This is a genomic window from Campylobacter sp. VBCF_04 NA7, from assembly GCF_027737405.1.
Taxonomy (GTDB): Bacteria; Campylobacterota; Campylobacteria; order Campylobacterales; family Campylobacteraceae; genus Campylobacter_B.
The window spans coordinates 328,047-353,365 of the sequence record NZ_JAOVTT010000001.1 but is presented as its reverse complement, the minus strand read 5'-3'; the positions used below and the strand labels follow the sequence as shown (position 1 = coordinate 353,365).

The window sequence follows — 25,319 nt, the reverse complement described above, 5'->3', positions numbered from 1 at the left end:
AAGGCGAGCCTGCGTGAGATAAATTTGCTAAGAAGCAGAATTTTAGGCATAGGGCGAGACGGCGCGATACCTGCGCTTTTGCGAGAAAAACAAAAAATCGATTATAAAGGATAAAAAATGAAAATCAACGGCATAATTCCAGGAAAACCAAAGCTAGTAAAATGTCCAAAATGTGGAAATTTGCAAATTTTTATTTTTAGTTGCACGAAGCCGTTTGCGGTGTGCAAAAAATGCGGAAACATAATACCGCAGCAAAAAGGGGAGTAAAATTTGAAATTTTGACTTAAAATTTTCAAAAAAACCTTGACAAAGATTTTTTTTTCAGATATAATCCAAACTTCAATTTCAAAATGCTGGTGTAGCTCAGTTGGTAGAGCTACTGCCTTGTAAGCAGTGGGTCGGCGGTTCAAGTCCGTTCACCAGCTCCATTTTTTTGTAACAGTGTTTGACCAGATTTTCATTAGGTGAGATACTCAAGTGGCCAACGAGGGCAGACTGTAAATCTGCTGACTATGTCTTCCGTGGTTCGAATCCACGTCTCACCACCATGAATCTATGCGGGAGTAGCTCAGTTGGCTAGAGCATCAGCCTTCCAAGCTGAGGGTCGCGGGTTCGAGCCCCGTTTCCCGCTCCATTTGGGTTTTACTGGGAGCTGTAAAAACTTAATGCTTTTATACGCTTTTATATCCAAATTTCGTCTTACATTGTCAGATAGTAGGTAGCGATTTCTCTTGGCCAGGGGTAATGCTCATATGGCTCAGAGGTAGAGCACTTCCTTGGTAAGGAAGAGGTCGCGGGTTCAAGTCCCGCTATGAGCTCCATTTAGAAAATTGCTTAGTTTTTTATTGTGTAACCACAAATTAATAACGGAGGATATGATGGCTAAAGAAAAATTTACTCGTAACAAGCCACACGTAAACATTGGTACTATTGGTCACGTCGATCATGGTAAAACTACTTTGACAGCTGCTATTTCTGCTGTTCTTTCTAGAAGAGGTCTTGCTGAGCTTAAAGATTACGACAATATCGATAATGCTCCTGAGGAAAAAGAGCGCGGTATCACTATCGCTACATCTCACATTGAGTATGAAACAGAGTCTCGCCACTATGCTCACGTTGATTGCCCAGGCCACGCTGACTATGTTAAAAACATGATTACTGGTGCTGCTCAAATGGACGGCGCTATCCTAGTTGTTTCAGCAGCTGATGGTCCTATGCCACAAACAAGAGAGCACATCTTGCTATCTCGCCAAGTTGGTGTTCCATACATCGTTGTTTTCCTAAACAAAACTGATATGGTTGATGATCCTGAGCTTCTAGAACTAGTTGAAATGGAAGTTAGAGAGCTTCTAAATGAATACAACTTCCCAGGCGATGATACTCCAATCGTAGCTGGTTCAGCACTTCAAGCTCTTGAAGAGGCAAAAGCTGGTAACGACGGCGAGTGGTCAGCAAAAATCATGGATCTTATGAACGCTGTTGATAGCTATATCCCAACTCCAACTCGTGACACTGATAAAGATTTCTTGATGCCAATCGAAGATATCTTCTCAATCTCAGGTCGTGGTACAGTTGTAACTGGTAGAATCGAAAAAGGTGTTGTTAAAGTAGGCGACACAATCGAAATCGTTGGTCTTAAACCAACTCAAACAACAACAGTTACTGGCGTTGAGATGTTCAGAAAAGAGATGGATCAAGGCGAAGCTGGCGATAATGTCGGTGTATTGCTAAGAGGAACTAAAAAAGAAGAAGTTGAAAGAGGTATGGTTCTATGCAAACCAAAATCAATCACTCCTCACACAAAATTCGAAGGTGAAGTTTATATTCTAACAAAAGAGGAAGGCGGACGCCACACTCCTTTCTTTAACAATTATAGACCACAATTCTATGTTAGAACAACAGATGTTACTGGCTCAATCACTCTACCTGCTGGCACAGAGATGGTTATGCCTGGTGATAATGTTAAAATCACAGTTGAGCTTATTGCTCCTGTTGCTCTTGAACAAGGAACAAGATTCGCTATCCGTGAGGGTGGTAGAACTGTTGGTTCAGGTGTTGTTTCAAACATCATTGCATAATTTTTATACAGACGGATTTTCGAATCCGTCTGTTTTTTTAAATTTAAGGAAGTAATATGGCAAAAAATTCAAGTAGAGTAAAAATTGGTCTAAAATGTTCTGAGTGCGGAGATATCAATTACAGCACTTATAAAAACAGCAAAACAACAACAGAAAAATTGGAACTTAAAAAATACTGCCCTAGATTAAAAAAACACACACTTCACAAGGAAGTTAAGCTTAAATAAGTTTATAGGGCAATAGCTCCAACGGTAGAGCGCCGGATTCCAAATCCGATGGTTGGGGGTTCGAATCCCTCTTGCCCTGCCACGAGGATAGGGATTATGGAAAAAATTAAAGAATATTATAGACAAGCAAGAATAGAATTAGATAAGGTAATTTTTCCAACAAAAGAGCAAACAAGAACTGCTTATATTTCAGTAGTTGTTGTGGTTGTGGTCATAGCGTTATTTTTGGCTTTGGTAGATTTTCTAATGTCTACTGCAATTACTGCATAGAAAGGTTTTTTTATGGCACATAAATGGTATGCAATTCAGACTTATGCTGGCAGTGAAATGGCAGTAAAAAATGCTATCGAAGCTCTAAAAGCTGATGAGATGCTTGTAGATAAAATCGGTGAGGTTTTAGTTCCCACAGAAGATGTTATCGAGGTCAAAAATACAAAACAAACTATCAAAGAGAGAAGTTTATATCCTGGATATTGTTTTGCAAATTTAGATTTAGACACTACTTTGTGGCATAGAATTCAAATTTTGCCAAAAGTTAGTCGCTTTATCGGCGAGGCTAAAAAACCTTCTCCTTTATTGGAAAAAGATATCGCAATAATTCTTGAAAAAATCAATAATCGTCAAGCACCAAAACCAAAAATCAATTTTGATGAGGGCGAGACTGTTAGAATTATCGATGGACCATTTGCGAATTTTAATGGTATTGTCGAAGAGTATGATATGCTTCACGGCAAGCTTAGATTAAATGTTTCTATCTTTGGTAGAAGCACGCCGATTGAAATTTCATATTCACAAGTCGAAAAGATAATTTAAAAATTTAATAAGGAGTATAGTAAATGGCTAAGAAAGTTGTTGGTGAGATTAAATTACAAATCGCCGCTACAAAAGCAAATCCAAGTCCGCCAGTTGGTCCAGCTTTGGGTCAAAAAGGCGTAAATATTATGGAATTTTGTAAAGCATTTAACGAGCGCACAAAAGATATGGCAGGTTATAATATCCCTGTTGTTATCACTGTTTATGCTGATAAAAGCTTTACATTTATCACAAAACAACCACCTGCGACAGATTTGATTAAAAAAGCAGCTAAAATCGACAAAGGTTCAGACAATCCTTTGAAGAAAAAAGTTGCGACTTTAACAAAAGCGCAAGTTTTGGAAATTGTTGAGAAAAAAATCGCTGATTTAAATACCAACGATCGCGAACAAGCAGCTAGAATCATTGCTGGTTCTGCACGCTCTATGGGTATTACCATAGTAGATTAATCTTTTGACCGCTAAGATTTAAATAAAAGCGGTAGCACTTTAAAATTGCGGAGAAATATATGTCAAAAAATTCGAAAAGATTTAATGAACTTTTGAAAAAAGTTGATTCTAATAAACTATACAACATATCTGAGGCTATCGATACAGTAAAAGGTCTAGCATCTGCTAAATTTGACGAAACTGTTGAAATCGCTCTTAAACTAAATGTAGATCCACGCCACGCAGACCAAATGGTTCGCGGCTCTATCGTTTTACCAGCTGGCACAGGCAAGAGCGTTCGCGTTGCTGTTATCGCAAAAGATGCAAAAGCAACTGAGGCACAAGAGGCTGGTGCTGATATCGTAGGCGCAGATGATTTAATCGAGGAAATCCAAAAAGGTATTATAAATTTCGATGTTCTTATCGCTACTCCAAATTTAATGGGATTAGTCGGTAAAGTAGGTAGAATTCTTGGACCAAAAGGCGTAATGCCAAACCCTAAAACAGGCACTGTTACAATGGATGTAGCACAAGCTGTTAAAAATGCAAAAGGTGGTCAAGTAAATTTCCGCGTTGATAAACAAGGAAATATCCACGCTGGTCTTGGAAAAGTAAGTTTTAGCAAAGAACAACTTTTGGATAATGTTACAACATTTATCAAAGCCATTAACAAACACAAACCAGCTACTGCAAAAGGTAGATATGTGACTCATGCAGCACTTTCGCTAACTATGAGCCCAGCTGTTACTCTTGATAGCCAAGAAGTTATTGATTTAAAATAAAAATTTAAAATTTTTATCTTAGATTGGAGATAGTTCAAGGTCGCTTTGACTTAATTGATTTAAATTTAACTAGCTTAAATTTAAATCTCTTGGCTTGAAATCACCGATCGGAAAGGAGAAACCTAATGACGAGAGATGAAAAATCACAAATCGTAGCAGAACTAAGCGAAGCTTTCAAAAATAGCGAAGCTATTGTTATATCTGATTTCAAAGGTCTAGATGTTAAAAAACTAGAAGAACTTAGAAATAGCGCTCGTGAGCTTGATGTAAAAGTCAGAGTTATCAAAAATACATTAGCAGCTATCGCTTTGAAAAACGCCGAAAAAGATGGTATGAGTTTCAAAGATACAAATATTTTCTTATGGGGCGATCAACTTTCAGTATGTAAAGTTGCTGCTAAATTTGAAGAGAAAAACGAAGCATTTGCACTTAAAACTGCTTATGTCGATGGTGAAGTTACTAGCATCGAAAAAGTTCGCGCGCTTTCAAAAATGCCAAGCAGAGACGAGCTTATCGCAATGTTACTTCAAGTCTGGAACGCACCGATTCAAAATTTTACGATCGGCTTAAATGCGCTTAAAGAAAAAAAAGAACAAACAGCATAAAATAAAAATTTAGGAGAAAAACAATGGCAATTACAAAAGAAGATGTATTAGAATTCATTTCTAATCTTTCAGTTTTAGAGCTTAGCGAATTAGTTAAAGAATTCGAAGAGAAATTCGGCGTTAGCGCAGCTCCTGTTATGGTAGCTGGCGCAGCAGGTGCAGCAGCAGGTGCAGCAGCAGCTGAGGAAAAAACTGAATTCGATATCGTATTAGTTGATGCAGGCGACAAAAAAATCAATGTTATTAAAGTCGTTCGTGCTCTTACAGGTCTTGGTCTTAAAGAGGCAAAAGACGCTACTGAGTCTACACCATCTGTTCTTAAAGAGGGCGTTAGCAAAGAAGATGCTGAAAAAGCTAAAAAAGAGCTTGAAGAAGCAGGCGCTAAGGTCGAACTTAAATAATCTCGCAAAATTTATTAGTTTTGCAAATCATAATGTGTGTCGGTGTGCAAGCGCCGACACTTCTTTCTTAAAATACAACTACGAGGTAGTAGAATGTTAAATAGCTTATATTCAGGTAATCGTCTTAGAGTTGATTTTTCTAAGGTCCCAAAAGATATAGAGATACCAAATTTATTACAATTACAAAAAAAAAGTTTTGATCACTTTTTAAATCTTGATAACTCAAATGCAGATAGTGGTATAGAAAAAGTCTTCCGTGCTATCTTTCCTATTCATGATGCTCAAAACAGACTAAGCATCGAGTATGTAAGTAGCGAGCTTTCCAAGCCAAAATACTCGATTAGAGAGTGTATGGAGCGTGGTCTTACATATTCTGTAAATTTAAAGATGAAAATTCGCCTAATCGTGCATGAGCGAGATGATAAAACAGGCGAAAAAATCGGCGTTAAAGATATAAAAGAACAAGATATTTATATTCGCGATATTCCGCTTATCACCGATAGAATTTCATTTATCATTAATGGTGTCGAGCGTGTCGTGGTAAATCAACTACACAGAAGTCCTGGCGTTATCTTCAAAGAAGAAGAGAGCCCGACTGTATTAAACAAACTAATCTACACAGCCCAAATCATACCAGATCGCGGCAACTGGCTATATTTCGAATACGATGCGAAAGATGTATTGTATGTGCGCATTAATAAACGACGCAAGGTTCCTATTACTATACTTTTCCGCGCACTTGGATATAAAAAACAAGACATTATAAAACTATTTTATCCGATTAAAACAATCTATGTTAAAAAAGGTAAATTCTTAACAGATTTCGATCCAAAAGAGTATGCTGGCAGACTTGATTATGATATCATCAACGAAAAAGGCGAGGTTTTGCACCAAGCAAGCAAGCGTTTAACTCTAAAAAAAGCTGAAAAATTGGCAGAAGAGGGGTTAAAGCTTATAGAATATCCAGCTGAAATTTTAGCAGAGCGCCACTTAGCAGACGCGATTTTTGATAAAGATAGTGGCGAGGTTATATATGATTCACTTGCTGCGTTAGATGAAGCCAAACTAGTCGCTATTGCAAATTCACAGAAAAAATTTACAATCGCAAACGATTTAGCTAGTGGTGTCGATGCCTCTATCATTAACTCATTTGCCCAAGATAGTGAAGCTCTTAAAATTTTACAACAAAGCGAAGGCGTTGATGATGAAAACGATTTAGCAGCTATTAGAATTTATAAAGTTATGCGCCCTGGCGAGCCAGTGGTTAAAGAGACTGCGAGATCGTTTGTAAATGATCTGTTTTTCAACCCTGAAAGATACGACCTTACAAAAGTCGGCCGTATGAAAATGAACCACAAGCTTGGCAACGAAACACCAGAGTATGTAACGGTGCTAACTAACGAAGACATTATAAAAACAGCAAAATATTTGATAAAAGTTAAAAATGGCGAAGGCTTTATCGATGATAGAGATAATCTAGGCAATCGTAGAATTCGCTCTATCGGCGAGCTTTTGGCTAGTGAAATGCACCTTGGATTTATCAAGGTTCAAAAAGCTATAAAAGATAAATTTGCAAGCATTAGCGGAAATATCGATGAGCTTATGCCTTATGATTTTGTTAATCCAAAAATCATCACAACTACCCTTATGGAATTCTTCACAGGCGGTCAGTTGAGCCAATTTATGGATCAGACAAACCCACTTAGCGAGGTTACTCACAAGCGTCGTTTATCTGCTCTTGGCGAGGGCGGTTTGGTTAAAGAGCGCGCTGGATTTGAGGTGCGCGATGTCCATCCGACTCACTATGGTAGAATTTGTCCAATCGAAACCCCAGAGGGTCAAAACATCGGTCTTATCAATACCCTTGCAACTTATGCAAAAGTAAATGATTTAGGCTTTGTCGAAGCTCCTTATAAAAAGGTTGTCGATGGCAAGGTAACAGACGAAATCGTTTATCTAACTGCTACACAAGAAGAGGGTCATGTAATCGCTCCTGCTTCTGCTAAATTAGACGAAAACGGCGCGATTATCGAGGAAATGCTAGAAGCTAGAAAAGACGGCGAAAACCTTATGGCTAGACGCGAGGATATCACTCTAATCGACCTTTGCTCTGGTATGATTGCTGGTGTGGCTGCTTCACTTATTCCATTTTTGGAGCACGATGACGCCAACCGCGCGCTAATGGGTTCAAACATGCAACGCCAAGCAGTTCCACTTCTATACGCAACTGCTCCGATTGTAGGCACAGGTATGGAAGCGACTATCGCTAGGGATTCTTGGGAAGCGATTAAGGCTAAAAGAGCCGGCGTGGTCGAAAAAGTAGATAACAAAAATATCTTTATCTTAGGCGAAGATGAAAAAGGTCCGTTTATCGATCACTACTCAATGGAGAAAAATTTACGCACTAACCAAAACACTACATTTTCTCAGCACCCAATTGTGCGCAAAGGCGATAGTGTCAAAGAGGGACAAATCATCGCAGATGGTCCTAGCATGGACGGCGGCGAGCTAGCTATCGGTAAAAATGCTCTAATCGCGTTTATGCCATGGCATGGTTATAACTACGAGGACGCCGTTGTAATGAGCGAGAAGATGATTCGCGCTGATGAATACACAAGCGTGCATATTTATGAGAAAGAGATTGAAGCCAGAGAGTTAAAAGACGGCGTAGAAGAGATCACCAGAGATATCCCAAATATCAAGGAAGAAGAGCTTTCTCACCTTGATGAGAGTGGAATTATCAAAATCGGAACCCATGTCAAACCTGGTATGATTTTGGTAGGAAAAGTAACTCCAAAAGGCGAGGTTAAACCAACCCCAGAGGAAAGACTTTTAAGAGCGATTTTTGGCGAAAAAGCAGGACATGTGGTAAATAAATCACTCTACGCGACAGCTTCTATGGAAGGCGTGGTAATCGATGTCAAAATTTTCACTAAAAAAGGCTATGAAAAAGATCCTAGAACAAACAAAGCTTATGAGGACGAAAAGACAGAGTTAGAGCGCGAGCACCACGACAGACTTTTGATGTTAGATCGCGAAGAAATGCTAAAAGTCGTAGCCTTGCTATCAAAAAGCAAGCTAGAAAGCGCACAAAGCCTAAACAAAAAAGAGTATAAAAAAGGCGATATTGTCAGCAAAGAAGAGCTTGAAAGCTCAAACCGCTTTACGCTAAATTCGTTTATCAAAGGTTACTCTAAGAAAATTCAAAAAGAGTATGAGGATTTGAAAAATCACTTCCAAAACGAAAAACGAAAGCTTAAAGAAGAGCATGATGAAAAAATCGAAATTTTAGAAAAAGATGATATCTTGCCAAGTGGCGTAGTAAAACTAGTCAAAGTCTATGTCGCAACTAAACGCAAATTAAAAGTCGGCGACAAAATGGCTGGACGCCACGGAAACAAAGGTATTGTCTCAAATATCGTCCCAGAGGTCGATATGCCATACCTTCCAAATGGACAAAGAGTAGATATCGTCCTAAATCCGCTAGGCGTTCCAAGCCGTATGAATATCGGTCAAATCATGGAGAGCCATTTAGGTCTAGTAGGCTGGCGTTTGGGCGAGCAAATCGCTGAAATTTTAGAGCAAAAAACTGGCGAGTGGCTAAAAGAACTTCGCGCTAAAATGATTGAGATTGCAAATGTTTCTAAGCTTATGGACGCGAAGAAAACGCTAGAAAAAATCAGCGATGAAGAGCTTTTGAAATACGCCAGAGATTGGAGCAAGGGCGTTAGATTTGCAGCTCCGATTTTTGAGGGAATCGTGCCTGAGGATTTTGCGAAATTATTTGAAATGGCAAAAATCGACGCTGATGGCAAAACCGAGCTTTATGATGGACGCACGGGCGAAAAGATTAAAGAGCGCGTAAATGTGGGTTGTATGTATTATCTCAAACTCCACCACCTTGTCGATGAAAAAGTCCATGCTAGAAGCACAGGCCCTTACAGCCTTGTTACACAGCAACCAGTCGGCGGTAAAGCGCTATTTGGTGGTCAAAGATTTGGAGAAATGGAAGTTTGGGCACTTGAAGCTTATGGTGCGGCATATACCTTGCGCGAAATGCTAACTGTCAAATCAGACGATGTCGATGGTCGTTTGGCGGCGTATAAAGCACTTACCAGAGGCGAAAATGTTCCAACAACAGGAATTCCTGAGACATTTTTTGTTTTAACAAACGAGCTTAAATCACTTGCTTTGGATGTTGAAATTTACGGAAACGGGGAAAAGAAATGAGCGAAAACAATAGCTTAGAAAAAATTGAAATTAAAGAAGACGGTAGAGTTCAAGATTTTGATGTATTTGCCATAAGACTTGCTAGCCCTGAGCAAATCAAAAATTGGAGCCACGGCGAGGTTAAAAAGCCAGAAACTATCAATTATCGCACGCTAAAACCTGAACGAGACGGCTTGTTTTGCGCTAAAATTTTTGGTCCAGTAAGGGATTATGAGTGCATTTGCGGAAAATACAAAAAAATGCGCTATAAAGGCTGGAAATGCGAAAAATGTGGCGTGGAAATCACTAGTTCGAAGGTTCGCCGCACACGCATGGGACATATCGAGCTAGTTACCCCAGTAGCGCACATTTGGTATGTAAATTCGCTCCCTAGCCGTATCGGCACGCTTTTAAATATCAAAATGAAAGATTTAGAGCGCGTGCTTTACTACGAGGCGTATATCGTAGAGAGCGCTGGTAGTGCGTATTATGATAACGAAAACACTAAAAAAGTCGAAAAATACGATGTATTAAACGAAGAGCAATACCAAAGCTTGCGCGAGAGATTCGAGCAGACTGGTTTTGTGGCTAAAATGGGTGGTGAAGTTATCAGAGATATGCTAGCAGATCTTGATTTGGTCGAAATTCTTTCAAATTTGAAAGAGGAAATGGCTAGCACAAATTCAGAATTAAAGAAAAAAAATATAATCAAACGCCTAAAAGTCGTAGAGAGCTTTTTAAATTCTGGCAACAAACCAGAGTGGATGATGATTACAAATTTACCAGTCCTACCAGCGGATTTAAGACCGCTAGTTAGCCTTGACGGCGGTAAATTTGCGGTTTCAGATGTCAATGATTTATACCGCAGAGTTATCAATCGTAACACTCGCCTTAAAAAACTTTTAGAGCTTGATGCGCCAGAGATTATTATTCGCAACGAAAAACGCATGCTCCAAGAAGCTGTCGATGCTCTATTTGATAACGGCAGAAAGGCAAACGCTGTAAAAGGCGCAAACAAACGCCCGCTAAAATCTCTAAGCGAGATTATCAAAGGAAAACAAGGCCGTTTCAGACAAAATTTGCTTGGAAAACGCGTCGATTTCTCTGGTCGTTCAGTTATCGTCGTAGGTCCAAATTTGCGTATGGATCAATGCGGTCTGCCAAAAACAATGGCATTAGAGCTATTTAAACCACATTTGATAGCTAGACTTCAAGAAAAAGGCTATGCAACAACCGTAAAACAAGCCAAAAAAATGATTGAGGGCAAGGTAAATGAGGTTTGGGAGTGTCTAGAAGAGGTCGTTAAAGGCCACCCTGTCATGCTAAACCGTGCGCCGACACTTCATAAAATGTCAATCCAAGCCTTCCACCCGGTCCTAATCGAGGGTAAGGCTATTCGTTTGCACCCGCTTGTTTGTGCGGCTTTCAACGCTGACTTCGACGGCGACCAAATGGCCGTGCATGTCCCACTAAGCCAAGAGGCAATCGCAGAGTGCAAAATTTTAATGCTAAGTTCTATGAATATCTTGCTTCCAGCTAGCGGTAAGCCTGTGGCTGTGCCTTCGCAAGATATGGTTTTGGGAATTTATTATCTTAGCCTTGAAAAAGCTGGTGCAAAAGGCACAAACAAAATTTTTGCCAATGTTGATGAGGTTATGGTCGCTGTGGAGGCGAATTCTCTCGATATCCATGCTAAAATCAAAACTATGGTCGATGGTCGCATTATCTTTACGACAGCTGGTAGATTGGTCATCAAATCGATCTTGCCTGATTTTATCCCAGATACATTGTGGAATAAAAAATTAAAGAAAAAAGATATCGCAGAACTAGTCGATTATGTCTATAAAAATGGCGGTTTGGAAGTAAGTGCTGAATTCCTAGATAATCTTAAAAATTTAGGTTTCGAATCCGCTACAAAAGCTGGAATTTCAATCGCTGTTTCAGATATCATCGTGCCAAATTCTAAGTCAAATTTGATCGAGGACGCGAAAAATCAAGTCCGCGAAGTCCAAAACCAATACTCTGGCGGTTTGCTAACTGAGGGCGAGAGATACAATAAAACGATTCAAATTTGGACAAGCACGACTAAAAAACTAGCCGATGAGATGATGGATTTGATGAAAAACGACAAAGACGGCTTTAACTCAATCTATATGATGGCTGATAGTGGTGCTCGTGGTAGTTCAGAGCAAATTCGCCAATTAGCTGGTATGCGTGGTTTGATGTCTAAGCCAGATGGCTCGATTATCGAGACCCCGATTACATCAAATTTCCGCGAGGGATTAGATGCGAACGAATACTTCATCTCAACCCACGGTGCGAGAAAGGGTCTAGCCGATACTGCGCTTAAAACGGCAAATGCTGGTTACCTTACTCGTAAGCTAATCGATGTCGCTCAAAATGTCCGCGTTACAATCCATGATTGTGGCACACACGAGGGTATCGAAGTAACTGAAATCGTCGAAAACGGAACTTTGGTCGAGAATTTAGCCGATAGAATTTTGGGTCGCGTGCTAAGTGCAGATGTGATTGATCCAGTTTCAAATGAAATTTTATTTACCGAGGGCACACTTCTTGGCGAAAAAGAGGTTCGCACTATCGTAGATGCTGGAATCAAATCAGTTAGCATTAGAACTCCGATTACTTGCAAGGCTCACAAGGGCGTTTGCGCTAAATGCTATGGCGTGAATTTGGGCGAAGGCAAACTGGTAAAACCAGGCGAGGCTGTCGGTATCATCTCAGCTCAATCAATCGGCGAGCCAGGAACGCAACTAACGCTAAGAACTTTCCACGCAGGTGGAACGGCTGCTACTGATCAACAAGCAGATAAGGTTATCGCTAGCGATGAGGGTTATATCAGATATTACAATGTCAAAACTTATGAAAACAATGGCAAAAATATCGTAATGAACCGCCGAAATGCGGCTGTGCTTTTGGTCGAACCAAAAATCAAAGCTCCATTTAGCGGTAAGGTAAGCATAGAAGTAACTCACGATGATGTCAATATCTCTGTAAAAAGCAAAAAAGATGAGGTCAAATACAATATCCGCCGCCACGATTTGGCTAAACCAAACGAGCTAGCTGGTGTTAGCGGTAAGGTCGAGGGCAAATACTATATCGTTTGCAAAGACGGCGATAATATCGAAGAAAACGAGAGTTTGGTCGAAATCATCAAAACAGACTGGAATATCCCGGCTCGCGTGCCGTTTGCTAGTGAAATTTGCGTCCAAGACGGCGAGCCTGTAACTCAAAAAATCAAATCAGGCGCAGTTGGTGAGATCAAATATTTCATCTTAAAAGGTGATTATTTAGAGCGTCTAAAAGATATCAAAAAGGGAAATATCGTAACCGAAAAAGGTATGTATGCTGTAATCTCTGATGAAAACGGCAGAGAGGCTATCAGACACTATATCCCACGCGAATCTGTGCTTGTATTTAACGATAATAGTAAGGTTAAATTTGATGATATCATCGCAAAACCTAAAAAAGAAGAAAACACCGTAATCGCTCAATGGGATCCATATACTACCCCTGTGGTAGCTGAGTGCGCTGGTGTGGTTAGCTACGAGGATATCGAGCCGGGTTACACTGCTACTGAGCAATACGATGAAGCGACAGGACATAGTAGCTTGGTGATTAATGAGTATTTACCACAAGGCGTAAAACCAGCTATCGTAATCACACCTAGCAAGGGCGAGCCGATGAAATACAATATCGGACCAAAAACTCAAATTCTTGCAACTAGTGGAGATGAGGTAGCGATTGCTGATATCTTAGCTAGGACGCCAAAAGCCGCTGCGAAATCGAAAGATATCACAGGTGGTTTGCCTCGCGTTTCTGAGCTTTTCGAAGCGCGTAAATCAAAAAATACCGCTATCATCGCTGATATCGACGGAACTGTGAGATTTGGCAAACCTATGAGCTCAAAAGAGCGCGTAATCATCGAGGGCGAGGACGGCACTGTGGCTGAGTATCTAATCGATAAATCTCGCCAAATTCAGGTTAGAAACGGCGAGTTTGTCCATGCTGGCGAAAGGCTAACTGACGGCTCTATTAGCTCACACGATGTGCTTAGAATTTTAGGCGAAAAGGCGCTTCATTACTACCTAGTTAGCGAAGTTCAACAAGTCTATCGCTCACAAGGCGTTGCGATTAACGATAAACATATCGAAATCATCGTATCTCAAATGCTTCGCCAAGTCCGCATTATAGATAGTGGCGATACTAAGCTAATCATCGGCGATTTAATCAGCCGCCGTAGGTTTAAAGAAGAAAATGAGCGCATTATGAAAATGGGTGGCGAGCCAGCAATCGCTGAGCCAGTGCTTCTTGGTATCACAAGAGCGGCTGTGGGAAGCGATAGCGTGATTTCAGCTGCTTCCTTCCAAGAGACTACCAAGGTTCTAACCGAGGCAAGTATCGCGGCGAAATTTGATAGATTAGAGGACTTGAAGGAAAATATCATTTTAGGTCACATAATCCCAGTCGGAACTGGTCTATACAAAGATAAAGAAGTCAAGCTTAAAAAATAATTTTGGGGGCGAAATTCGCCCCTTTTTTAAATTTTAAAATTTTAGAATTCTTGAATTTTGCCAAATTTTAAAATTTTAAAATTTTGCCACAAAAGGGACTATCTATGCCTAAATCATTTCCAAATTTCGGATTATTAATGCTTCGTTTGACGCTTGGAGTCTGCCTTTTTATGCATGGTGTGGCAAAGATAATGAACGGCGTGGGCGGTATAAAGGGCATGCTGGGCGCAAAGGGATTGCCTGAATTTATCGCGTATGGCGTGTATTTGGGCGAAGTCGTCGCACCAGTGATGATAATCATTGGATTTTTCACCCGCGTGGGCGCGCTCATCGTGCTTGGGCTGTGCGGCGTGATATTTTATCTAGCGCACCCTGATTTTTTGGCATTATCAAAACACGGCGGATTTGAGGCGGAGATTTTATACCTTTATATCGGAATTTCACTTTGCTTGCTGGCCTGCGGCGGCGGAAGATTTAGCGTGGTGAGGGATTGAAATTTAGCAAATTTCAAATACCAAGTGAAGTCATATTTGAAAATAAAATTAATAAAATAGCTAAACACAAAATCCAAAATATAAAAGTGGCGAAATCTGCCATAGTCCGAGTTTTGCATAAATTTACAAAAGATGCAATAAATCCAAAAAGTAGCGTTATTATTAGTAAAATTACAAAAATAAAAAACACTATTTTACCCCCACATATCCGCTTTGCTCGATGATTTCTTGACCTTGGTTGCTTAAAATCCGCTCTAAAATTTTGGCGATATTTTCGTTTTATTTTTTATTAATTTTTACTTCCGAGTTGCTAAAAATTTCTAGCATTTTCTTTGCGCTATCATCATTTGGAAATTTTGATATATAAATTTGTAATTCTTTTATAGCTTTATCTTTTTTATTTTGTGCCATATATGCGATTGCAAGACCATAATGTGCGCTTTCGCTTCCTTCGTTGATTGCTGTTTCAAATTCGCTCTCGGCTCTTTCTATTCTGTTGCTGTTTGCTAAAAAATCAGCAAATTCGGTTCGAATTTTACCATTTTTATCGAATTTCAATAATCTTTCATAACTCTCATCTGCTTGTTTGGCAAAATTTTCACCCATATCAAAGTTATGTGCCATTACAAAAAGCCTAGTATTTTGCCAATCAAGATAAAATTGTTCCTTTGCCGACATAGTCTCAAATTTTTTATTTTCTCTCAACCAATCAAAAATACTTAACAACACTCTCAAATCGGCTCTTGCGGTTTCCTTGTCTTTTTGATTATCAAAATGTAGCGGATAATACATAGAGTGTTTATAAATATTATCGACACTCTTATGGAGATTATCCAAATCAAGTCTGCCACCATCATCTGTTTTAATTATTGTTTTGTTAAAATCAAATGGCTCATATGGTTCGCAAAATCCAAAATTTACAATAAATATCAATAAAAATATAAATTTTTTCATTATTTTCCTAAAAAATTAAAATTCTACAAAACACCTTTTGTGCTTGGAGTTCCTGTGCGTGAATTTTTGGCGACGGCTCGTCTAAATGCGACTGCAAATGCTTTAAACGACGCTTCTGCTATGTGATGAGCGTTTTCGCCACGCAAATTTATGAGATGCAGCGTAATATTTGCATTAAATGCAAGAGCTCTGAAAAACTCAGCGATTAACTCAGCGTCAAATTCGCCGATTTTGCCAGTTTTAAGACCCTCATAAACCAAAAATGCTCGGTTTGAGAGATCCAAAGCACAGCTAGTCGCTGCTTCGTCCATCACAACCACGCTATCGCCGTATCGCTCGACATTTTGAATCGGATAAATCGCTTCTTTTATCGCTTCGCCCAGCACGATTCCGCAGTCTTCGACGCTGTGGTGAAAATCCACTTCCAAATCGCCCTTGCAAACAAGCTTTATATCCATTAATGAGTGTTTGCAAAGCGCTGTTAGCATGTGGTCGAAAAAGCCAATTCCTGTGCTAATCTCAGCCTTGCCTGAGCCGTAAATTTCAAGTTCTAAACTAATGTCAGTTTCTTTCGTTTTTCTAGTTTTGCTTATCATTTCATCTCCTTTAAAAGGCTAAATTCAGACCAATGCGATTTTTAGCACATCTTCTATGTGATCGACTGGCGTGATTTGCATGGCGTTTTTGACTTCATCTGGAATCTCGTCCAAATCGCGCTCGAAATTTTTGCGCGGGATTAGGGCGTGTGTGATTTTGGCCTTGTGTGCAGCGATTAGCTTTTCTTTTAAACCGCCGATTGCAAGCACGGCCCCACTTAGCGTAATCTCGCCCGTCATCGCCACATCGAAGCGCACCTTTTTCTCGCTTAAAATCGACGCAATCGCCGTTGCTAGCGTGATTCCAGCGCTTGGACCGTCTTTTGGCGTAGCGCCCTCTGGGACATGGATATGCAGGTCAAATTTGTTATAAATTTGCTCGTCTTTCGCCAAATTTGCGCTTTTTTCAAATTTTAATTTTCCATTATCGATTAGGACTTTTACCACGCTAAATGCGATTTGAGCAGATTCCTTCATCACATCGCCAAGCTGACCGGTAATCGTCATCGCACCCTTGCCCTTGATTTTAATCGCTTCGATTTTTAGAACATCACCGCCCACGCTTGTCCAAGCTAGGCCATTTACAATGCCGATTTGGTTCGTTTTTTTCACGGCGTCGATTTCAAAAACCTTTTTATCCAAAAATTCTTCTAAATTTTTGGTTGTTATGGCAAGTTTTTTAAATTCACTATCTTTTAGAATTCTAACGGCGATTTTACGGCAAATCGCAGCGATTTGGCGGCGCAGGTTACGCACGCCTGACTCTCTGGTGTATTCGGCGATGATTTTTTCAAGCGCAGTAGAGTGAAAGCTGATATCGGCTGGTTTTAGCCCGTGTCGCTCTAATTCCTGTGGGATTAGATAGTTTTTTGCGATTTGAAATTTCTCTTGCGGAGTGTATGAGCTAAGCCCGATAAACTCCATTCTGTCGCGAAGTGGGGCAGGTATTTGAGAAATATCGTTCGCTGTGGCGATAAAAATAATCTTGCTTAAATCGATATCGAAATTTAGATAATAATCCCTAAATGCTGAATTTTGCTCTGGATCTAAAATTTCGAGCAAAACAGCGGTCGGATCGCCTTTATACGAGGTGGATACCTTGTCGATTTCATCTAGCACGACGACAGGATTCATCTGTTTTGCGCTGATTAAACCCTGCACCAAACGCCCTGGCATGGCGCCTACATAGGTGCGGCGATGCCCTCTTAACTCATTTACATCTTCTAATCCGCCAAGCGCAATACGGATTAATTTGCGTTTTAGCGCAGTTGCGATTGAGTTTGCAAGGCTGGTTTTACCCACGCCAGGAGGTCCGTAAAAGCACAAAATCGCGCCGTTATTCACGCGTTTGCCCTCTTTATCCACGCTTCCGCGAAGCTCTAAAAGCTCTTTTAGCGCGAAATACTCTTCGATACGCTCTTTTGGCTTTTCTAGGGAATAATGGTCTTTGTTTAGCTGTTTGCTTACGCTTTGGATTGAGAGTTTTTCCTTTGCCATTTGCTCAAATGGGATTTCCAAAACCCAGTCTAGATAGCTTTGCGAAAGCCCTGCGTCTGCGCTGTCTGGGTGAAGGCGTGCAAATTTGTCGATTTGCTTTTTTATCTCTTTGTAGGCTTCATCGCTGATAAATGGCTTTTTTAGGTCTAGCTTTTTTCTGTATTCTTCGATTTCGACCTCTCTATCGCTATCTGAGCCAAGCTCTTTTTGGATCTGTTTTAATTGCTCTTTTAAAAAATACTCTTTGTTTGTTTGATCGATTTTGCTATGAACCTTGCTTTTGATCTCTTTTTCGAGGCGATAAGATTCGATTTCATCGGCAATGTAGGCGATGAGATCGAAAATTCTTTTTTCTAAATTTAACTGCGAAAAAAACGAATACGCTATCTCTTTTTTGACCCTGAGCGCGCTTAGTGTTAAATCGCAAATTCGCGATGCATCTGTGTTTTCCTCGATAGTTTTAAGCAGATCATTTGGGAAAAAGTGCGTTAGGCTACTTAGGGCTTTGACTCTCTCTTTTAAAACATTGATTGATGCGTCGATTTTCGCTCCGTCGCCTCGCTCATCATGGACGATACCGATAGTGGCAAATAGCGGGTTTTGTGAAATTTCGTGCAGAATTTTGCCTTTTGCGGAGCCTTGGAATAAAATTTTAACCCTGCCATCAGGAAGTGGCACTGTGCGCATGATAGTGCCGATTACGCCGATATGATAAATCCCGCCGAAGCTTCTGTCGCCGTTAAATTCGGGCGTCGAGCTTACTACCATTATCATAGATTCGTTTTTTATCGCAAGATCGATGGCTCTTTTGTTTTTTTCATCGCTTATGAAAAGTGGAGTTATCATAAACGGGTATAAAAACAGCTCGTCCTCGACCAAAATCGGCAAATCTGTGGGAAATTTTTTATTTTGTGATAACTGCATTAGAAATTTCCTACTCAAATATCGCGCGATACCATGGGGATTGCGGTTTGATAATCTCGGTGCTGTTCATCGGCGAATTTTCGATTCTGCTTTCGTAAATTTTAGCTGATTCGTCCTTGCCAGTGCGCTCGTAAAGGTCTTTTATGTCTTTATTGAGCTGGTGTTCGGCTAAGCGAAGTTTGGTCATCATGGTTTCTAATAGCGGTCTATACTGGCTTTGAGGGTATTCGATGATAAATTTGCGAATTTCGTCTATGCTATTTAGCATTAATCGCTGATTGCGGCCTGGGCGTGAAAATGAGTCGAAATTTGCTCTGATTTTTAGGTATCTTGCATATTCGATTTTTCTCGCGGTGCCGTATCTGCGTATGTATTCGTCTAGATATTTGTTTGCTTTTTCGTAATTTTCGTCATCGACGAAGGCTTGTGCCATAATCAGCGTCATTTCTTCCAAAAGCGGTGAAGCGATGTGCTCGCTAGCAAAGCTCGTGTAGTGCGTCTCAGCGTCATCGTATGAAAGCGAGTTTAAATCGTCTAGGATTTGCGCATACCATGCTTCTTGGCTGAGGTTAAAAAGTGTGCCATCGCCCTTCGAGCTACAACCGCCGATAAATGCGACAAATAAGGCACAAAGTAGAAATTTGATTAAATTTTGCATATTTTTTCCTTGTGAAATTTTAACCCGCAATTCTATAATATTTAGGTAAATATACACCAAAATTTCACTCAAATTTTAAAAATTTCATTTTGTATGCGTAAAAATAGCAAATTTAAGGTTTTGCGTTGTATAATTATGCGTCTAGCAGTGGATATTGAGTATCCATGAGTAAAATTTAAGGAAGGCGAGATGAAAAAGGGTTTCACTCTGATTGAGTTGGTCTTTACCATCGTAATCTTGGCTATTACTACAATGGCCATACCGCGTATAGTCGCTCAGACGGTAAATTTAAATATGTTTGCTGTGCAACAGGAGCTTGTTTATCATGCTAAATCTATGATGAGCCGTATTCAGCCGGCGAAGTGGGATAGCAATTATTGCATAGATGACGAAAACTGCATTGCCCCAGTAATCCAAAGCGTTACCATAGCAGCTGGTAATACACAAGAAATACGACTCGGCACCAATCGAGATATAAGTGCAAGGACACCAACGCCATATGGTAGTTTTGGCATAGGAGAAAACAATGTCTCATTTGGCGGAACCGGATTATATAAGGATATGGATGATTTTAATTTGTTTAGCAGAACTATGACTACTAGTGATTTGGTTACGGGAGATTTTGTTCTTCAAACAACTACAAATGTAGCTGTTCATTATGTAGCAGATCCGATAGCTGCCGGATCTGATTATGCTAATAGCCAAGATTTAGTGGCAAATTTTAGTGATGTTTTTGCAGATGGAGCTCCTACGGATGTTAAATGGATAAGAGTAACATCAACAAATTCGGCAGAAGATGGTGCTAGTGTGGCTTTGAACTATTATGCTTTTAATATAGGTTCTAGCAGACCAGACAAAAGATCTGTATATAGATAATAATGGTTAGGAATATGATATGAAAAAGGGTTTTACTTTAATAGAATTAGTAATGGTCATAGTGATTTTAGGCATAATCTCTATGTTTGGTGCTGATTTGTATTCGCAGATTTATAGGTCTTATGTCCATACTCGTGCATTAAATCAGCTAGAATCAAGAACACAAAATGCGATTACTTTGATATCAAATAGATTAGAATATCGAATTTATGGTAGCACGATTGGTAGAATAGCGGCTGATAATAATTTTATTAATCTAGCGGGTATTACGCCAGCTTATGACATTATAGAGTGGATTGGACAAAGCGTAGAAACTAAGGATATAAACAATAGAAATCCTGGTTGGAGTGGCTTTGCTGATTATAATTCTTTACCTGATCCGTTGCCTCGACCTGGTACGGATTATAATATCACAACGCAAGGAAGTGCTTTAAGAAATATATCAGGCATTTTGAAAAACATAGACAGAAATCATGCTGATGGTGCTTTTGTCGTGGTGTTTTCAACACTTGCTAATGACTATGATGGAACAAATATCAATACAGCGTATGGGTATAGTGGCACTGGCAATGATGCAGATAGGGCCTATGTGGCTAGCGTAAGAGAACCTGGAAATGATGAGGAATTGGTTATTAGCAATTATCCAGAGCATTTAGATGATACTGGTGGTTGGGTAAGGGAATTTTCAGATCAATACTATGTAGCACACTCTGCGTATGCAATTTATCCTGTTGGGACACAGGTTGTTGGTTATGGTGGCCAACCTAGTAGAAATTTTGACTTGATGTTATCATATAATTACAGACCTTGGGATGGCGAAACATACAATGGCGAAAATACCACTAGTTCTTTAATTGCAGAAGATGTTTCTATGTTTTTGTTTAGAGATGATGGTGGTGCTGTCGCTATGAAATTATGTATGAGAGATAATGGTAGAAATTTTGACCCTAATCAATTAGATATGATTATGTGTAAATCTCAGGTGGTGTACTAATGAAAAAGATGAGAAGAGCTTTTGGCTTGATAGCCGCAATATTTTTTATCGTTTTAGTTGCCACTACGGCTATTACTGCGCTTTCTATCGCTACGATGACAGCCCGTGATACAAATAATGCTCACAACCGCGAACAAGCTGTGCTTTTAGCGCAAAGTGCGACAGAGTATGCTGTTTTGGCTATGCAAAAGCACGACTATGGAATAAACTGCTTAAATAGTATAGCAATCACATATCCAAATGCAGCCGATCCATTATTTATAGCAAATGTTAGAATATATTATTTGGATTCAAAATTAGGTTGTGGCGCAGGTAATACCATAGGTGTAATTCCGCTACCTGGTCGTCCAAGTAATGCGGCACTAGTAGATGTTACTGTTACATCAACCGCTGCTCTTGATTCACCGCAAATCAGATACCATAGAAGAACAATACAAAAACCTTAATTTCAATGGAGGAAAGAATGAATTTAAGTATAGTAGGAAAACAGTTTGAACTAACAGACGCTATTAAGGATTATATCGCACAAGCGTTTGATAGTCTAAAAAAATACAACCTTGACATTATATCAGGTCGCGCTGTCGTATCAGCAGATGAAAAACAAGGTCGCAAGGGCTTCGTCATGGATTTTTCGCTAAATTTGGCTCACCAAGACACAATTGTCGTGCGCGAAAAAGACAAAGACCTATACGCAGCGGTAGATAACGCAACAAATCGCCTTGCAAAAGTGCTTCGTCGCTATCATGACAAGGTAAATTCGCACAAAAACCGCGATGATATGAAACAAAGCGCAGTAGATGAAATCATCAAGGCTAGCGAGCCGAATTTAGACGATAATGTCGATGAAATCGTCCCAACAGAGCTAGATCTTTACAAACCGCTAGAAATCGACGAGGCGCTAAATAAATTAAAAGAAAGCACCGATCAATTTCTAGTTTTCAACGATATGGACGCTAAAATGCGCGTTTTATACAAACGCAAAGACGGCAAATTTGGATTATTCTAGGATTTGATTTTCTAAATTTTGCCAAATTCCACGGACAGGTTCGCCTGTCCGTTTTTTATGCCAAATTTTTGCAGAATTTAGAATTGCAAACTACAAATTTAAAAATCAAAATTTATAAATTCCACAAATTTAAAGAATTTCAAATTTTGCCAAATTTAACCTTTCTAAATTTCATTTTTACCCAAATTTTTAAAATTTTAGCTAAAATTGCGAAATGAAAAATTTAAAGATATTTTTGGACGAATTTAAAATTTTTATCAAATCCTGGCGCAAGATTTACGATCCGCACCTCATGCACTACGCCTCGTCGCTAAGTTTTCACACTATTTTGGCGCTTTTGCCCGTGCTTATGGTATCTTTGAGCGTATTTATGCAGCTGCCTAGTTTCCACGATTATTACGCCAAAATCAAGGCATTTATCTTCTCAAACCTGCTTCCAGCCAACCAAGAAAGCCTGATTCCGTATTTGGAAGAGTTTATGGCAAATGGCCTAAGCCTTGGCGCACTGGGATTTTTGGCGGTGCTTGTAACTTCGATTTTGTTTTTTGATGATTTTGAAGAGATTATCGCGCAGATTTCGCACTCGCCAAAGCGCGGATTTTTCAAAGGCCTTAGCACATACTGGACGCTTATGACGCTGGCTCCCGTGGGGCTTGGTGCGTCGTTTTTCATCAGCTCAGAACTTCAAAATTTACTCGATAAAACCGAATTTTCTAGGTGGATAAATTTGCTCTCGGTTTTGCCATTTGTTATCATTTGGGCTATTTTTGCTATCACTTACGCTACGGCGATAAACCGCGAAATTCGTCCCAAAGCCGTGCTTATATCCTCTCTCGTAGCCTCCACATTATGGTGGATTTCTAAGATTATTTTCGCGCAGTATGTGTTTTATAACAAAACCTATCTTAGCATTTATGGCTCATTTTCGGTGGCGCTGTTTTTCTTTTTGTGGATTTACATAAGTTGGATTTTTTATCTAAATGGCGTGAAATTTTGCGTTTATTTGGATAATTGTTTTAAAAATTTAAAGCGCAATTAAATTTCATTAAAAAACACATTTTAATCTTTTTTGAGTTATAATCTTAAAATTTTTAATCCAAAAAAAAGGAAATAAAATGGAGCAACAAAGCAAATTTTTAAATAGAGAGTTGAGTTGGCTTCGCTTTAATTCGCGCGTTTTAACTCAGTGTCAAAAGCAAATTCCGCCGATTGAAAAATTGAAATTTGTAGCGATTTATAGCACAAATTTAGATGAGTTTTATATGATTCGTGTGGCTGGGCTTAAACAGCTTTTCACAGCTGGCGTAACAGCTAGTGGCGATGATGAGATGACGCCATTGGAGCAGTTGCGCGAGATCCGCTCATATCTCAAACAAGAGCAAAACGAGCTAGAAGCGCACTATATCGCTATCAAAGAGGAGCTTAGCAAAAACGGCCTTTTTATCAAAAACTACGACGAGCTAACCCCTGATTTAAAGCTAAGTGCCGATGAGTTTTTCTTCAACCAAATCATGCCGGTAATTATCCCGATCGCCGTAGATGCGACGCACCCGTTTCCGCACCTAAACAACCTTAGCTTTTCGATTGCAGTCAAACTCTGCGACGCAAATGCGCCAGAGGCGATTCATTTTGGTATGATTAGGATCCCGCGTGTGCTTCCTAGATTTGTGCAGGTCGCAAAAAATACCTATGTAACGATTGATTCAATCGTAAATCGCCACGCCGAGGAGATTTTCCCGGGCTATAAGCTAATCAGCTCGGCTGCGTTTAGGGTTACAAGAAATGCCGATATCGTAATCGAAGAAGAGGAAGCAGATGATTTTATGATGATACTCGAAGCTGGTCTTAAACTGCGCCGCAAAGGGGCTTTCGTGCGACTTCAAATCGCCAAAAACGCAGACCCTGATTTGCTAAATTTCTTAAACGAACATCTTAAAATTTTCTACAAAGACATTTTCGAATGCTCGATCCCGCTCACACTTGACGGGCTTTGGGAGATAGCTGGCAACAAGGATTTTTCCTATCTAGCTCACCCGCAATACCTACCAAAAACACTGCCTCCCTTTAACGAAAACACCTCAGTAATGAGCGCAATGGAAAAAGATGATATTTTGATTTTTCACCCTTATGAGAGCTTCGATCCAGTCCAAAAACTCATAAAAGAAGCTAGCAAAGACCCCAAAGTTATCTCAATCCGTATGACGCTATACCGCGTGGAGAAAAACTCGCCAATCGTCCAAAGCCTAATCGAGGCTGCAAGCGATGGCAAACAAGTAACCGTAATGGTCGAGCTAAAAGCTAGGTTTGATGAGGAAAACAACCTGCACTGGGCAAAGGCGCTAGAAGACGCTGGTGCGCATGTGATTTATGGAATCGCAGGATTCAAAGTCCATGCCAAAGTCACTCAAATCATCAAAAAAGAAGACGGCAAGCTTAAATTTTATATCCACTTAGGCACGGGCAATTACAACGGAAGCAGTGCGAAAATCTACACCGATGTGAGCTTTTTTACTTGCGGAGATACTTTCGATAAGGATACGACGAATTTTTTCCACATACTCTCAGGTTATAACAAAAACCGCAAACTAGGCAATCTCTCAATGTCGCCAATGCAGATAAAAGAGAGAATTTTAAAGATGATTAAGGTCGAAGAGAGCAAGGGAAGTGACGGCAGAATCATCGCTAAAATGAACGCCCTCGTCGATAGCGATATGATAAAGGCGCTTTATAAAGCGAGCCAAGCTGGGGTTAAGATCGATCTCATAATCCGTGGAATTTGCTGTTTGCGCCCGGGTGTGGCGGGACTAAGTGAAAATATCAAAGTCCGCTCAATCATCGGCAAATACCTAGAACACGCTAGAATTTTTTATTTCAAACACGCAGAACCATGCCTATATATCGCAAGCGCGGATTGGATGCCACGAAATTTAGAGCGCAGATTGGAGCTTATGACGCCGATTTATAGCGAGGCTTTGCAAAATAAATTAAAAGAAATTTTAAAATTACAGCTTAGCGATACCGAGCTTGCTTACGAGCTTGGAAGCGACGGCGAATATAGCGCAATTAGCGTGGCAAACGAAGCAGAGCGCATTAATAACCACGAATATTTGGAAATTTTCTTTAACAAAATTTACAAATCTGCACGCAAACACGATGACGGCGCGATTTTAGCGACGAAACTTCTAAAAGAGAGTTAAATTTATCTGGGCTAAATTTACACGCTAAATTTAGCCCAAATTTAGCCA

General features: G+C 39.9%; 22 protein-coding genes and 5 tRNA genes. 23 read left to right on the top strand and 4 right to left on the bottom strand.

The genetic code is table 11. The annotated features are described in order from the left end of the window. The first annotated feature begins 117 nt into the window (after positions 1–117). The 17 genes from OFO00_RS01680 to OFO00_RS01600 all read left to right on the top strand — a co-directional run bounded on the left by OFO00_RS01680 (position 118) and on the right by OFO00_RS01600 (position 14,569). Complete coding sequence (locus tag OFO00_RS01680; RefSeq protein ID WP_270859318.1) at positions 118–267, top strand: hypothetical protein; 150 nt, start codon at positions 118–120, stop codon at positions 265–267. An 85-nt stretch (positions 268–352) separates the two neighbouring features. Continuing rightward, positions 353–428: transfer RNA gene (locus OFO00_RS01675), tRNA-Thr, on the top strand. Positions 429–463: 35 nt separating this feature from the next. After that, positions 464–548, top strand: a tRNA-Tyr gene (locus OFO00_RS01670). A gap of 9 nt (positions 549–557) precedes the next feature. Beyond that, positions 558–634: transfer RNA gene (locus OFO00_RS01665), tRNA-Gly, on the top strand. Between the two features lie 112 nt (positions 635–746). After that, positions 747–821, top strand: a tRNA-Thr gene (locus tag OFO00_RS01660). 57 nt (positions 822–878) lie between these two features. Next, positions 879–2,078 (top strand): elongation factor Tu, encoded by a 1,200-nt coding sequence (tuf, locus tag OFO00_RS01655; protein WP_270859319.1) that lies wholly within the window; start codon positions 879–881, stop codon positions 2,076–2,078. A 56-nt stretch (positions 2,079–2,134) separates the two neighbouring features. Continuing rightward, on the top strand, positions 2,135–2,305 hold the full coding sequence (gene rpmG / locus OFO00_RS01650) for a 50S ribosomal protein L33 (RefSeq protein WP_270859320.1): 171 nt from the start codon (positions 2,135–2,137) through the stop codon (positions 2,303–2,305). Between the two features lie 6 nt (positions 2,306–2,311). Then, a tRNA-Trp gene (locus OFO00_RS01645) sits at positions 2,312–2,387 on the top strand. Between the two features lie 14 nt (positions 2,388–2,401). Beyond that, on the top strand, positions 2,402–2,575 hold the full coding sequence (gene secE / locus OFO00_RS01640) for a preprotein translocase subunit SecE (RefSeq protein ID WP_270859321.1): 174 nt from the start codon (positions 2,402–2,404) through the stop codon (positions 2,573–2,575). A gap of 12 nt (positions 2,576–2,587) precedes the next feature. Beyond that, positions 2,588–3,118 (top strand): transcription termination/antitermination protein NusG, encoded by a 531-nt coding sequence (gene nusG, locus OFO00_RS01635; RefSeq protein ID WP_270864630.1) that lies wholly within the window; start codon positions 2,588–2,590, stop codon positions 3,116–3,118. 23 nt (positions 3,119–3,141) lie between these two features. After that, on the top strand, positions 3,142–3,567 hold the full coding sequence (rplK, locus tag OFO00_RS01630) for a 50S ribosomal protein L11 (RefSeq protein ID WP_270859323.1): 426 nt from the start codon (positions 3,142–3,144) through the stop codon (positions 3,565–3,567). 59 nt (positions 3,568–3,626) lie between these two features. Further along, positions 3,627–4,328, top strand: coding sequence for a 50S ribosomal protein L1 (gene rplA, locus OFO00_RS01625; protein ID WP_270859324.1), 702 nt, complete (start codon positions 3,627–3,629; stop codon positions 4,326–4,328). Positions 4,329–4,453: 125 nt separating this feature from the next. After that, positions 4,454–4,933 (top strand): 50S ribosomal protein L10, encoded by a 480-nt coding sequence (rplJ, locus tag OFO00_RS01620; RefSeq protein ID WP_270859325.1) that lies wholly within the window; start codon positions 4,454–4,456, stop codon positions 4,931–4,933. 23 nt (positions 4,934–4,956) lie between these two features. Further along, positions 4,957–5,334, top strand: a complete 378-nt coding sequence (rplL, locus tag OFO00_RS01615) for a 50S ribosomal protein L7/L12 (protein ID WP_270862320.1) — start codon at positions 4,957–4,959, stop codon at positions 5,332–5,334. A gap of 93 nt (positions 5,335–5,427) precedes the next feature. Further along, positions 5,428–9,564 carry a DNA-directed RNA polymerase subunit beta gene (gene rpoB, locus OFO00_RS01610; protein WP_270864629.1) on the top strand — a complete coding sequence of 1,379 codons (4,137 nt, stop codon included), beginning with the start codon at positions 5,428–5,430 and terminating at the stop codon, positions 9,562–9,564. Continuing rightward, positions 9,561–14,075: a DNA-directed RNA polymerase subunit beta' gene (gene rpoC / locus OFO00_RS01605; RefSeq protein ID WP_270862322.1), complete on the top strand. Its 4,515-nt coding sequence runs from the start codon at positions 9,561–9,563 to the stop codon at positions 14,073–14,075. The genes rpoB and rpoC overlap by 4 nt, the downstream gene beginning before the upstream one ends. A gap of 104 nt (positions 14,076–14,179) precedes the next feature. Continuing rightward, positions 14,180–14,569 (top strand): DoxX family protein, encoded by a 390-nt coding sequence (locus OFO00_RS01600; protein WP_270859329.1) that lies wholly within the window; start codon positions 14,180–14,182, stop codon positions 14,567–14,569. Between the two features lie 279 nt (positions 14,570–14,848). On the opposite strand, the gene OFO00_RS01595 is transcribed toward OFO00_RS01600, so the two are convergent. From OFO00_RS01595 to OFO00_RS01580, 4 genes are read right to left on the bottom strand one after another with little or no spacing between them, the layout of a single operon-like run. Further along, entirely contained in the window at positions 14,849–15,523 is a 675-nt protein-coding gene (locus OFO00_RS01595; RefSeq protein WP_270864628.1) for a tetratricopeptide repeat protein, read from the bottom strand. 23 nt (positions 15,524–15,546) lie between these two features. Beyond that, on the bottom strand, positions 15,547–16,119 hold the full coding sequence (gene hisB / locus OFO00_RS01590) for an imidazoleglycerol-phosphate dehydratase HisB (protein ID WP_270864627.1): 573 nt from the start codon (positions 16,117–16,119) through the stop codon (positions 15,547–15,549). Positions 16,120–16,143: 24 nt separating this feature from the next. Beyond that, positions 16,144–18,540 carry an endopeptidase La gene (gene lon / locus OFO00_RS01585; RefSeq protein WP_270864626.1) on the bottom strand — a complete coding sequence of 799 codons (2,397 nt, stop codon included), beginning with the start codon at positions 18,538–18,540 and terminating at the stop codon, positions 16,144–16,146. A 10-nt stretch (positions 18,541–18,550) separates the two neighbouring features. Continuing rightward, positions 18,551–19,198 carry an outer membrane protein assembly factor BamD gene (locus OFO00_RS01580; RefSeq protein ID WP_270859336.1) on the bottom strand — a complete coding sequence of 216 codons (648 nt, stop codon included), beginning with the start codon at positions 19,196–19,198 and terminating at the stop codon, positions 18,551–18,553. Positions 19,199–19,387: 189 nt separating this feature from the next. On the opposite strand from OFO00_RS01580, the gene OFO00_RS01575 reads away from it, so the two are divergent. From OFO00_RS01575 to OFO00_RS01550, 6 genes are all read left to right on the top strand, one after another. Further along, the gene (locus OFO00_RS01575) at positions 19,388–20,074 is read left to right on the top strand and encodes a type IV pilus modification PilV family protein (protein WP_270864625.1); all 687 of its coding nucleotides are present in this window, start codon (positions 19,388–19,390) and stop codon (positions 20,072–20,074) included. A gap of 19 nt (positions 20,075–20,093) precedes the next feature. Then, the gene (locus OFO00_RS01570; protein ID WP_270864624.1) at positions 20,094–21,068 is read left to right on the top strand and encodes a type II secretion system protein; all 975 of its coding nucleotides are present in this window, start codon (positions 20,094–20,096) and stop codon (positions 21,066–21,068) included. Between the two features lie 8 nt (positions 21,069–21,076). After that, positions 21,077–21,514 (top strand): type II secretion system protein, encoded by a 438-nt coding sequence (locus tag OFO00_RS01565; RefSeq protein ID WP_270864623.1) that lies wholly within the window; start codon positions 21,077–21,079, stop codon positions 21,512–21,514. 17 nt (positions 21,515–21,531) lie between these two features. Next, positions 21,532–22,074, top strand: coding sequence for a ribosome hibernation-promoting factor, HPF/YfiA family (gene hpf, locus OFO00_RS01560; RefSeq protein WP_270864622.1), 543 nt, complete (start codon positions 21,532–21,534; stop codon positions 22,072–22,074). A 214-nt stretch (positions 22,075–22,288) separates the two neighbouring features. Then, complete coding sequence (locus tag OFO00_RS01555) at positions 22,289–23,113, top strand: YihY family inner membrane protein (protein WP_270861963.1); 825 nt, start codon at positions 22,289–22,291, stop codon at positions 23,111–23,113. 76 nt (positions 23,114–23,189) lie between these two features. Further along, complete coding sequence (locus OFO00_RS01550) at positions 23,190–25,271, top strand: RNA degradosome polyphosphate kinase (RefSeq protein WP_270864621.1); 2,082 nt, start codon at positions 23,190–23,192, stop codon at positions 25,269–25,271. Positions 25,272–25,319 lie beyond the last annotated feature (48 nt).